Annotated in this window: 9 protein-coding genes; 4 read left to right on the top strand and 5 right to left on the bottom strand. The window is 53.1% G+C overall.

Annotated elements, in window-relative coordinates; all coding sequences use genetic code 11:
• Positions 1 to 5: 5 nt before the first annotated feature.
• Together ACGHM3_RS23755 and ACGHM3_RS23750 are read left to right on the top strand one after the other, a co-directional pair.
• Positions 6 to 1,787: an EAL domain-containing protein gene (locus ACGHM3_RS23755; RefSeq protein ID WP_345424776.1), complete on the top strand. Its 1,782-nt coding sequence runs from the start codon at positions 6 to 8 to the stop codon at positions 1,785 to 1,787.
• Between the two features lie 278 nt (positions 1,788 to 2,065).
• A complete protein-coding gene (locus ACGHM3_RS23750; RefSeq protein ID WP_345424773.1) occupies positions 2,066 to 2,506 on the top strand; it encodes a cytochrome c5 family protein in 441 nt (146 codons plus the stop codon).
• Positions 2,507 to 2,516: 10 nt separating this feature from the next.
• On the opposite strand, the gene ACGHM3_RS23745 is transcribed toward ACGHM3_RS23750, so the two are convergent.
• Entirely contained in the window at positions 2,517 to 4,430 is a 1,914-nt protein-coding gene (locus ACGHM3_RS23745; protein ID WP_345424770.1) for an ATP-binding cassette domain-containing protein, read from the bottom strand.
• 60 nt (positions 4,431 to 4,490) lie between these two features.
• Between ACGHM3_RS23745 and ACGHM3_RS23740 the strand changes: the two genes are divergently transcribed.
• Positions 4,491 to 5,015: a TIGR02444 family protein gene (locus tag ACGHM3_RS23740; protein ID WP_345424767.1), complete on the top strand. Its 525-nt coding sequence runs from the start codon at positions 4,491 to 4,493 to the stop codon at positions 5,013 to 5,015.
• Positions 5,016 to 5,160: 145 nt separating this feature from the next.
• On the opposite strand, the gene ACGHM3_RS23735 is transcribed toward ACGHM3_RS23740, so the two are convergent.
• Positions 5,161 to 6,438: a hypothetical protein gene (locus ACGHM3_RS23735; RefSeq protein WP_345424764.1), complete on the bottom strand. Its 1,278-nt coding sequence runs from the start codon at positions 6,436 to 6,438 to the stop codon at positions 5,161 to 5,163.
• A 749-nt stretch (positions 6,439 to 7,187) separates the two neighbouring features.
• Between ACGHM3_RS23735 and ACGHM3_RS23730 the strand changes: the two genes are divergently transcribed.
• Positions 7,188 to 7,976 (top strand): FKBP-type peptidyl-prolyl cis-trans isomerase, encoded by a 789-nt coding sequence (locus tag ACGHM3_RS23730; RefSeq protein WP_345424761.1) that lies wholly within the window; start codon positions 7,188 to 7,190, stop codon positions 7,974 to 7,976.
• A gap of 265 nt (positions 7,977 to 8,241) precedes the next feature.
• Here ACGHM3_RS23730 and ACGHM3_RS23725 read toward each other — a convergent pair whose 3' ends face one another.
• From ACGHM3_RS23725 to rep, 3 genes are all read right to left on the bottom strand, one after another.
• Positions 8,242 to 8,682, bottom strand: coding sequence for a hypothetical protein (locus ACGHM3_RS23725; protein ID WP_345424758.1), 441 nt, complete (start codon positions 8,680 to 8,682; stop codon positions 8,242 to 8,244).
• 3 nt (positions 8,683 to 8,685) lie between these two features.
• Positions 8,686 to 9,111 (bottom strand): hypothetical protein, encoded by a 426-nt coding sequence (locus ACGHM3_RS23720; protein ID WP_345424755.1) that lies wholly within the window; start codon positions 9,109 to 9,111, stop codon positions 8,686 to 8,688.
• Between the two features lie 223 nt (positions 9,112 to 9,334).
• Positions 9,335 to 11,353: a DNA helicase Rep gene (gene rep / locus ACGHM3_RS23715; protein WP_345424752.1), complete on the bottom strand. Its 2,019-nt coding sequence runs from the start codon at positions 11,351 to 11,353 to the stop codon at positions 9,335 to 9,337.
• Positions 11,354 to 11,533 lie beyond the last annotated feature (180 nt).

The raw sequence follows: 11,533 nt of genomic DNA, 5'->3' as shown, positions 1-11,533 counted from the left end.
AGATTATGTCTCAACAGGGGAACACCGCAGGCCAAGTGGAGCACTACAACGAGCTGCTGGAACGCACCAAGCAGTCGTTGATTTTAATGGTGGACGATGAGCCGATTATTTCTGATATCACCGAGGCGCATTTGCAGTGCGAAGGCTACAGCCGCTTTGTGGCTGAAAACGACTCCCGCAAAGCACTGCAGGTACTTAGCCAACACCCGGTGGACTTACTGCTGCTGGATTTGAACATGCCCCACGTCAACGGCTTTGAGATTCTTGAAGCCGTGCGGGAAAACCCGCGCTACCGCTCCCTGCCCATTATTGTGATGACCTCGGCGGCGGATTCTGAAACCAAAATTCGCGCTCTAAACTTGGGCGCAACCGACTTCTTGGCCAAACCGGTGGACCCCGCCGAACTGCAGCTGCGAGTGCGCAACTGTTTGGCCGCCAAGGTGTACGAGCGGCAGTTGTTGTATTTTGACAGCGTTACCTACCTGCCCAACCGCACCTATTTTCACGAGCGGCTAAAACAACTGTTGGTAGAAGAGCCCGAGGAAGAGTTCGTGCTGTTTACCCTATCCATCGACCAATTAAAACGTATCCAAGACGGCGTAGGTGCCGAGGCCGCCAATGAGGTAATGCGCCAGTTGGCTCAGTCACTGGGTGGCGTGGTGGCGCAACCGGACATCAGCACCGGGGCTGAATGGGTATTGCTGGCGAAATCGGGCGGTGATGAGTTCAGTTGCGTGCTGCGCGGCACCAGCGATGTGGGTGTACTGCGCATGCTGGCCAACGATATAAAATTGGCGGTGGAGCAAAATTGTGCCGTTGGTAGTCATGAGTTTTATGTCAGTGCCAGCGTGGGGGTGGCGGTGTACCCCAACCATGCCCAGGATTCCGAAGAGTTAGCCCGCGCCGCCGCCGGTGCCAGCGCCGAGGCTAAAGGCGAGGGCGGTAACACCTGCCGCTTGTACACTGAGCGCCTGGGCCAGATTGCTCGTCGGCAATTGTCCATGGATTCTTCACTGCGCCGGGCGTTGGACCGCCACGAGTTGTTTTTGATGTATCAACCCAAGGTGGATATCGCCAGGCAGCGCATCACCGGTGCAGAAGCTTTAATTCGCTGGCGCACCAGCGATGGCGAATTGATTTCCCCGGAGCATTTCATTCCCCTGGCAGAAGAAACTGGGCTGATTGTGCCCATCGGCCAATGGGTAGTGACCACGGCGTGTTTTCAGCTGCGCGCCTGGGAAGCCCAGGGCATGGCGAAGATGAACATGGCAATTAACGTGGCTGCGGCGCAGTTTTTTGACAGCCGGTTTGTGGATTCCCTGCAGTTTGCCTGCAACAGCGCCAAGGTAGACCCCAAACAAATCACCGTGGAGATGACCGAAGGTACCCTTGTGGGTGAGGACGCCCACCTGCCAGATACGCTTAAGCGCATCAAAGCCATGGGGGCTCAGATCTCCATTGATGATTTCGGAACAGGTTATTCCTCATTGAGCTACTTGAAGCGCTTCCCCCTGGATGAACTTAAAATAGATCGCTCGTTTATCCGCGATTTGGCCAACGACGAGAGCGACAGCGCCATTGTGCAGGCCATTATTAGCATGGCCCACAGTTTGGGCCTGCAAGTGGTGGCCGAAGGTGTGGAAGACGCCGAGCAACTTAAACTGCTGGGCGATTACGGTTGCCGCAAAATTCAGGGCTTTTACTTCTCCAAGCCGCGCATGGGCGATGAGTTTGTCAGCTTTGCCAAGCGCTTCAATATGACCCAAGGTAATCGGCAGATGGGCTAGCGATCGTTTACTAGCCCCCTCTAGCATCATGACCCCATCGACCCACAAACCTTCGATCGATAGACCCTCGATCCCTAAATCAGGGCGCTAAGCCATAGCCTGCGGGGCAATCGAATCCAGCTAGCGGGGCCTTCCGTACCTAATGCGCGGGGTCCTAAGTAGTAAAAACCGTCTGCGTTATATCAAGTGGGGCATGTTAAGTTTTCAACCATTGGCGGTTTGTGGGTATAATCCCGCCCCACTGATAACACACCAAATTGAGCCTGAAGGAAAACGTGATGCTAGCTAATCGGGTAACCAAAACACTCAGCGGCCTGTCTGCTGCGGCTATGCTGTGTTTAGCCGCTTTATTCGCCTCCACCGCAGTTGCTGATCAAGTGACTGACGCCATCGCCGAGCGTATTGCTCCGGTGGGCAGCCTTTGTAAATCCGGCGACGACTGCGCCGCCGCCCCGGTTGCTGCCGCACCTGCTGGCCCTCGCAGTGGCGAAGACATCTACAACGCCTCTTGTACCACCTGCCACGCCATTGGCGTTTCTGGTGCTCCGCGTTTTGGTAACGCCGACGACTGGGCACCGCGTATTGCCCAGGGCATGGACACTTTGTTCGATCATGCCTGGAACGGCCTAAACGCCATGCCCGCTAAAGGCCTGTGTATGGATTGCTCGGAAGACGACATCAAAGCCGCCATCCAGCACATGGTAGACGCCAGCCAATAACGGCCGGCTGTTAATCGGCGAAGCCTTCTAGGGCTTCGCTGGTCTCCAACCACTGTTCCTCGCATTCAGCCAACCGGCTCTTCTTCTCTCCCTGATCTTTCAACAGCGCTTGTAATTGCTCGGCTTTGGCGCTGCTGGTGTACAGCTCCGGGTCGGCCAATTGTTGCTCTAATTGGCTGAGAGATGCGTTGAGGCTGTCGATTTCTCGCTCCAGTTTTTTAAGCGCCTGGGTCAGAGGTTTTAATTGCTCCCGCCGCTGCGCCGCCTGTTGCCGGGCTTCTTTTTTATCGACCTTTTTCTCCACTGCCGCCGCGGCCTGTGGCGCGCTGCTGGGTTGGCCGTTGGCCGCGGAGCGGTTATCGCGTTTGCTCAACCAGCGTTGGTAGTCCTCTAGGTTGCCATCAAAGACGCTGACTTTACCGTCGTCCACCAACAAAAATTGGTCCACCGTGTTGCGCAACAGGTGTCGGTCGTGGGAAATCAGCAACACCGCACCCTGGAATTCTTGCAGGGCCACCGTCAGGGCGTGGCGCACCTCCAAATCCAAGTGGTTGGTGGGTTCGTCCATGAGCAGTAAATTGGGTTTCTGCCAAGCGATCATGGCCAGGGCCAAACGGGCTTTTTCACCGCCGGAGAAATGCCGAATGGTCTCCAGTGCGCGCTCGCCTAAAAAGCCAAAGCTGCCCAGGAAATTGCGAATGTCTTGCTCCCGGGCGGTGGGCGAAAGCCGCTGCAAATGCAACGCGCAGGAGGCGTCTAAATCCAGCGCTTCCATTTGATGCTGGTGGTAATAGCCAATGCGCAGGTGCTCGCCGCACACACGGCTGCCACCAATTAATGGCAAATCGCCGGTTAACGCCTTAATCAGGGTGGATTTACCGGTACCGTTGGCGCCCAGCAAGCCAATGCGATGCTCGGCGCTGATCAATAAATTCACGTTTTTTAAGGTGGCGTTGTCGTCGTAGCCGATGTCCGCCTGGCTTAAATTCAGCAGCGGAGCGGACACTTTTTCGTAACAGGGAATACGAAAATTAAACGGCGAATCAATGTGGGCCGGCGCAATGGTGGCCATGCGCTCCAGTTCTTTTAACCGGCTTTGGGCCTGTTTGGCCTTGGTGGCTTTAGCGCGAAAACGCCGCACAAAATCTTCAATTTCGCTGCGCCGTTGCTGTTGTTTCTCGTAGGCCTGCTGTTGCTGTGCCAAGCGCTCGGCTTTTTGTTTTTCAAAGCTGGTGTAATTGCCGTTATACAAAAACAGCTGCTGGTGTTCAAAGCTGGCCACTTCGGTAATGACGCTGTCTAGGAAGTCCCGGTCGTGGGAAATAATCAGCAAGGTGCCACGGTAGGCCTGCAGCCATTGCTCAAGCCACAGGGTGGTGTCCAAATCCAAGTGGTTGGTGGGTTCGTCCAACAGCAGCAGTTCTGATGGGCTCATCAGAGCCTGGGCTAGGTTAAGCCGAATACGCCAGCCACCGGAAAAATCCTGCACCGGCTTGTGATGGTCGTCATCGGCGAAGCCCAAACCGGTGAGCAGCTGCGCGGCGCGAGATTCGGCGCTGAACCCGTCGATATCCTCGAGCTGCGCGTACCAATGGCTCAGCTGTTCGCCATCGCTGCCGTCATCGTTGGCGATTTTGGTTTGCAGTTCGCGCAGTTGGCGGTCGCCATCGAGCACAAAATCCAGGGCGCTGCGGCTGCTGTGCTCGGACTCCTGGGCCAGATGGGCAATGCGCCAATGGTTGGGCAGGTGCATATCACCGGAATCAATGGCTAAATTTCCCAGCAATAGCTGAAACAGCGTAGACTTGCCGGCACCATTGGAACCAATAACGCCAACTTTATGGCCGGCGTGGATGCGCAGGCTGGCGTCTTCCAATAAAACTTTGGTGCCGCGTTGGACACGAATATTACTCAGATTAATCATGGCGGGCATTGTACCCGTAGGCCCCAGGAAAACGCAGCGCTAATTTGCTAAAACTCGGCTATGAGCAACCGCTTAACTAAATCCCCCAACGACCCGGTAAAACCAGCACTGGATAACCCGCTGTGGCGTTATTCCTTGGCCGTGTATGGCTACTCACCCTTGCAGCAAGCGCTGCTGGATTTACAAGATAACCAAGGTGCCCAGGTCAATGTGCTGCTGGCCCAGGGCTGGCTACAGCAACAAGGCCGTAATATCAGCCCACAGCAATGGCAGGCAGTAGGGCAGTTGCTGGCGCCTTGGTTCTCGCTCACACATTCGCTGCGCAGTCAGCGCCGGGCCATTAAAGCCAATGCCTCCGGCGCCATGGGAGCGCGCTTGTACACCGCGGTAAAAGCGTTGGAATTGGCCGCAGAGCAACGGCAACAAGCGCTGATTTACGATTATCTGCAAACCTGGGCGCAAGGTGGCGCGGCTGGGGCAGAGGTTGTCTTTTCCGGCTTAACCCCGACACAGAGCGAGGCCCTGCAGGGTATTTTTAGGCAAGCGTGGAAGGCGGCTCAGAAGGACAAAGCTCAAAACAATTAAAACTAGAAGAACAAAACCCCGCAGAACAAAAATTAGCAGGTTAAAGACTAGGAAGTTAAAACCGCGGTAATTAACTCAGAAAATAAAAAGCCAGGGTAGAAACCCTGGCTCTAACGGCTATAAACCGGCAACGCTTAATGAGTGCTTAGCGTTTGGGGCCGTCGAATAAACTGCGTACAGACGGCGAATCGTTGGTCTCTTCGTCGTCGCCGGTGGGCTTGGATTCGGCCTCAGCGGACGAAGAGTTTTCGGTGTCGTTTGCAGCGGCTGCGTCTTCCGTTGCCTCGGCCTCAGCTTCGGTGCTGGTTTCCTCGGCACTGGCTTCTTCAGTACGGGTCTCCTCAGAAGCGTCTTTTTCGGTTGGCGCAGCTTCTTCTGCTTTCGGCTCTTGCTCCGTAATGGGGGTGGCCTCAACCGGAGTTTCCACTTCTACCGCGGGCTTTTCAGCTTCAGCGGCAGGTGTCGCTGCCGGTGCAGTGGTCTCTCCCTCTGGTTTGCTAGCTTCTACTTCGGGGGTACTGGCTGGCGCGTCAGGTGTGGAATCCAGTAATGATGCCTGCTCGGGCATGGGCTCAGCGGCTTTTACCTTAGGTGGGCGGCCGCGCTTTTTAGCCGGAGCCGGGCTGCTTGCGCTGGCCTCGGGTTTGGCTTTAGCCGGGCGACCACGCTTGGCCGGTGCCTTTTTCTCCGGGGTTTCAGCGCTTGCTTCAGGCTTGGCCTTAGGTGGGCGACCCCGTTTTTTGGCCGGCGCTTTGGCTTCGGTTGCGCTGGCTTCAACCGCTATCTTAGCTTTTGGCGGGCGACCCCGTTTTTTAGCCGGCGCTTTTTCTGCTACCGGGCTGGCCTCGGCTTTTGCTTTGGCTGGGCGGCCACGTTTGGCCGGCGCTTTTTTCTCTGTGGTGGTTGCCTCGGCCGCTACTTTGACCTTGGCTGGGCGGCCCCGCTTACCTGGTGCTTTTTTGGCCGTAACTTTTTTTGCTGTGGCTTTCTTAGCGCCGGCTTTTTTCTTGGCCGGGACCTTTTCGGTTTTAGCGGCAATTTCTTTGCTGGCCTGGGCCACCATTTTTTCTACCGCGGCTATTTCTTTTAATTCCGCTTTTAAATCGGCCACTGCTGCGCGGGCCTCGGCGGCCATGGCCTTGGCCTCGGCAGCCATGTCTTGCGCCGTAGCTGCTGCTTGGCTGGCTTTTTCGGCCCGCGCTACTTGAGCGGCAGTTTTGGCGGATTTACCAGCACTGGCCGCTTTGCTTTTGGCAGCTGCAAACTTTTTAGCTGCCGCTGCGGCGGCGGTTTTCGCTTTGGCGGCGGCCTTTTCTGAGGTGGTTAATTTTTTCGCGCGGGCTGTGGTGAGATCGGCGGTTAATTTGGCGATCTGCTTTTCAAGTTCCGCAACAGAAATAACGGTTTTCTTACGAGCTGCCATGGAAGCGTCCTTCTAAACGATCAGTGATAAGAAATCTAGACGTAAAGATTTATGATAACTCTGTTATAGCAAAAGTTGTATGTTTTGAAAGAGTTTCGGCTAAAAAAGACTTTTTAGAGGGAATTTCTTTCGCTGTATAAATTATTGGTCTAGCACCTAGTTGGCCCATTCAATATCGAGCTTGTGTTTAATAGGCAACGCCAATACATCGTCTTTACAAAACTAATCTAAAGCAAAGGGTTAACCGCAATAAATATTGGCTCTTATATAGCAGGTGATGGGCTGGGGTAGGCCAGCAGCACAGTTGTTAGCCATCTCCTGGTTGGGGTTGAACTCATCATCGGTCAATGGGTCCCATGTCTCTCGTTTGGCCAGCGGTAGGGTTTGACTCGTGTTGGAGTTCGACCTGCGGCGGGGTTTACCAGTGCTGTGTTTTAGCCCGCCCAGGCGGTGACGGCCGTGGAAATACCGCTTTTGCCGACAATAGTCGGATTGGCGTCACCTTTTAGAGGGCTTGGGCTGTGTTGTGTGACTTAAATGTACTAACATGCGGCCTGGGTGAGGCATGGTGCCGCCTGTGTGCGTACCAGGGCTTGGTGACACCAGCGGTGATAAACCCCCATGTTTCGACGCGGTTTGCCAGTTTAGGCGGTTGGCTGTGATTCAGGTCACGTGTGTACCATCGCTATGAACTCAACAACCGGCTCGCGGTCACTCTCTACAATTGTTCAAGTTATAGGAATTAAACAATGAAATTAAAAACCATAACCGGCGTGTTGCTGAGCTCGGCTCTGCTGGTTGCCTGTAAAGCAGAAAAAGCCGTGGAAGAAGAAGCCCCACTGCAACTTGATACTCTGGAAAAGAAAGTGAGTTACCTGGTGGGCTACGATGCCAGCCGTAACCACGGCCGAATTGAGTTTGCCATGGATTCGCAAGCCACCGCCGCCGGCATTGAAGACCAACTAGCCGGTGAAGAAATGCGCATTTCACAAGAAGAAATGCAAACGGTTATGCAAGAATTCCAAGCCTACGTAATGGAAAAACAGCAGGAGATTCAAGCCAAAGAAGCCGAGGCTAACAAGCTTGTAGCCGACGCCAACACCAAAGAGGGCGAGGACTTCTTGGCCGAAAACGGCGCTAAAGACGGTGTTGTTACCACCGACAGTGGCTTACAGTACAAAGTGTTAACCGAAGGCACCGGCCCTAAACCCGGTGAAACCGACCGAGTTACCGTGCACTACCGCGGTACTTTAATTGACGGCACCGAGTTCGACAGCTCCTTTGGCCGTGGCGAACCCGCCACCTTCGGTGTAAATCAAGTGATCAAAGGCTGGACCGAAGCCCTGCAACTGATGCCAGAAGGTTCCAAGTGGGAGTTGTATATCCCCTCTGAGCTAGCCTACGGCCCAGGCGGTGCGCCACCGGAAATCGGCCCTAACTCCACGCTGATTTTTGAGGTTGAGTTGCTTAACGCCGGCGGCGAAGACGCCGAGGCAGAAGCCGAAGCAGCACCAGCAGACGACGGCCACGATCACTAAGATTTTGGTTGGTTGAACTAAAAGGCCCCGCTAGCAATAGCGGGGCCTTTGTGTATTTGTCTCAGGTTCATTGGCTATGTCTTGATGTGTAACCGGTTATCTCATGGCGGGATGGGTTGAGATATTACGGTTGTAATCTGAGACGCCCACTTAGTTGGGGTGGACAAAATTTAAACAGGTTGGTTTGAGCATCGGCACTGCGCCATCATTGCTCACTTGGGCTCACCGCGCCAATAAGGTTATCAATGGCACGCGGCCATTGCCGTCAGTCCAAGGCCCCATATTCGTCCGGGCAAATGGCTTTCGTCATCGGCTGGTCTTCGCTGTAAATAACGTGCATTTCGTTAATGAGCCATGCTTCGTTTGAACTCACGTACTCAAGGCTGAACACAACCGGGCGGTTGGCTGTATCGTAGCCGTTAACCGTTAGGCAGCCAACGCCACTTTTAACAACTTCGAAATGGCTCGTTTCTTGTGCTAGGGAATTTTCAAACAAGAAAAAGCTTCTTTGAAATTGGTCTGTTAGGTCGCCCTTGCTCAAAAGAGCTTTCGTAAAATAGGCGGGTAATAATGTATCAAGATTTCCGGCATTGGCCTTCGTTCTGTATTCCTTGTAAAGGTCGTAGAATTGGGGTTCCGTCGTTTGCGCGGAAGTACAACTGAGAATTAAGAGCAATGCCGATGTTAAAACTAGGAATTTACTCATTGCTCAATTCACCATGATTCTTTTCAATTCCTCATCATAAGCACGATGTCTGCCTTTAAGAGCCCGCGCAGCTTTGCATAACAGTCCAGAACAAGAGGTAATGAGTGCTTCTAAATTAAATGTACCAATCACACTTACTTTTGCAACGCCGTAATCGATCGTGCCAGAATAACCGATATTCATACCGTCTTCGTTGCTAAACGTGATATTTGCGCGCTTGATCTTCGCACCGATTTTGGTGGCGTCAACGCCTTCGCTGATTACCACAACACCTGCCGTGCCTGAGATAATGGCTTTTCCGTTTTGATCGATTGTAAGCTTTGCATTGCCCTTTTGCGCGATAATGCTGTAAGTCAATCCTTTGTTCTGAGAGTAAGCGAGCTCTATCACCTTGGCAATTGTGATCTTCGCCTCTGTGTATCTGTCCATTGAATAAGCTTCCTTAAAAGTTATATCTATTCTAATTCGCGTCTCCGTAATTGTAATCTGGAGAGATGCTCATAAAAATATAACTTGGTCACGAAAAATAGTTTGATTTCGCGGGCTTACATAAGAAGTTAATGTTGTTCTTAAGAGGAGTATTAAGTCTTTTTCAGTTTAAAGGCCCTACGAATTTCATTGGCAACCTATACAAAACTGCAAAGGTGCCTTTTTAATCATCATCAAACATCCCCAACAAACTGTCCAACGTAGCCTTGCCTTTGGCTTGGTTAGCCTCGGGGCTGGCGGTGCCGAAGCCTTCCCACTCCACATCTTCCGGCGGTAATTCTTCTAAGAAGCGGCTGTCGCTGGTGTCGATAATTTCGCCGTATTGTTTGCGTTTGGCGGCCAGCATTAGGGTGAGGGAGCGCTGGGCTCGGGTGATGCCTACGTATGCCAGGCGACGTTCTTCTTCAACGTTGTCGTCTTCAATGCTGTTGCGGTGGGGCAGGATGTCTTCTTCTACACCGAGAATAAACACGTGGGGAAATTCCAGGCCCTTGGAGGCGTGCAAGGTCAGCATTTGAACTTGGTCTTGCACGTCTTCTTCCTCTTGCCGCTCCATTAAATCCATCAATATTAATTTCGTGATGGCATCTTTTAATGACAGCGGCTCGCGGCTGGGATCGTCTGGGTTTAGCATGCGGCCGATGGAATCCAGTAGGTAGTTGACGTTTTCCATACGCCGTTCGGCCACTTTGGCGGAGCTGGCGTTTTGATGCAGCCAGCCTTCGTAGTCGATATCGGATACCATTTCTCGCAGCCCGCGCATGGCGTCTTCGGTTTCGGCCATCAGGCTTAGGTTCATCATCCATTTGCCGAAGCGCTCTAGCCGAATATACGCGGCTTCCGAAATCTGGCTTTGTAGGCCCATTTCTTGGCAGGCAGAAAACAAGCTTACCCCGCGCTCGGTGGCATAGCGGCCCAATACTTCCAATGTGCTGGGGCCGATTTGCCTGCGCGGAGTGTTAATAATGCGCAAAAAGGCGTTGTCGTCGTCGGGGTTCACCACCAATTTTAAATACGACATAACGTCTTTAATTTCTGCCCGGGCAAAAAACGATGTGCCACCGGCCAAACTGTAGGGAATTTGATGGTGTTGCAGTTTCATTTCCATCAAGCGGGCCTGGTGGTTACTGCGGTACAGAATGGCAAAATCCTGGTAGCGGGCCTGACGGTTCAAACGCTGGGTAATAATTTCGGTGGCGACACGTTCGGCTTCCACCTCTTCGTTACGATTTTTAATCACCCGGATGGGGTCGCCAATGGCCTTGTCGCTCCACAGGGCTTTATCAAAGGTGTGGGGGTTGTTGGCAATCACGGTATTGGCGGCTTTCAAAATACGCTGTGTGGAACGGTAATTTTGCTCCAGCTTAATCACCTGCAGGGTGGGGTAATCCACGGTGAGTTCATTCATGTTCTCGGGCCGGGCGCCGCGCCAGGCGTAAATCGATTGGTCGTCGTCGCCTACCACGGTAAGGGCGCCTCGGTCGCCAACAATTTGCCGTACCAATAAATATTGTGCGTTGTTGGTATCTTGATATTCGTCCACCAGCAGGTAGCGAATTTTTTTACGCCATTTTTCCAACACTTCTGGGTGTTCGATAAACAGCTGTACCGGAGTCAGAATTAGATCGTCAAAATCCACGGCGTTGTAGGCGCGCAGGGCTTGGTTGTAGCGTTCGTATACCAGGGCGATCTTCTGTTCGCCCTCGCTTTCGGCCTTGCTGAGGGCGTGTCCGGGCATTACCTGGTCGTTCTTCCAGTTGGAAATAATTCCCTGCACCATATTGAGATGGTCGTTATCCAGGTCGCCATCTTTGAGCATCAGCTCTTTGATAAGGCCGCGGGCGTCCTCGGCATCAAATATGGAAAACCCCGGCTTAAACCCCAGGGTTTTGTATTCCTGGCGAATAATATTCAGCCCCAGGTTGTGGAAGGTGGAAACCGTTAGGCCGCGAGATGCGTCGCCTTTCACCAGCGCCGAGGCCCGCTCTTTCATTTCCCGGGCGGCTTTGTTGGTAAAGGTGAGGGCGGCGATGTGGCGGGCGGGCATATCGCACTGTTCGATGAGATAGGCGATTTTGCGCGTAATTACACTGGTTTTACCACTACCAGCGCCTGCCAAAACCAAACAGGGGCCACCGACGTACTCAACGGCTTGTTTTTGCCGGGGGTTTAGGTTTGTCACAAGGAATTTACCGCTAATAGGCGAAAAATTACGCCAAATATCCAAAAAAAGGTGAATTTATCACCAGCAAGCGTCTATAGTTAGAGTCAATTGAGACTCAATAGCGTTTCTACGAGTAGCAATCGCTTTTTTAGCTAGGCACGTTCAGCCAAGGGCCTAGCTTTGCAGCAGCAGTATTCT

This window comes from Halioxenophilus aromaticivorans (genome assembly GCF_042850945.1).
GTDB classification, from domain to species: domain Bacteria; phylum Pseudomonadota; class Gammaproteobacteria; order Pseudomonadales; family Cellvibrionaceae; genus Halioxenophilus; species Halioxenophilus aromaticivorans.
Note: the sequence above shows the minus strand (reverse complement) of the source record. Positions and strands in the feature narration are given on the sequence as shown.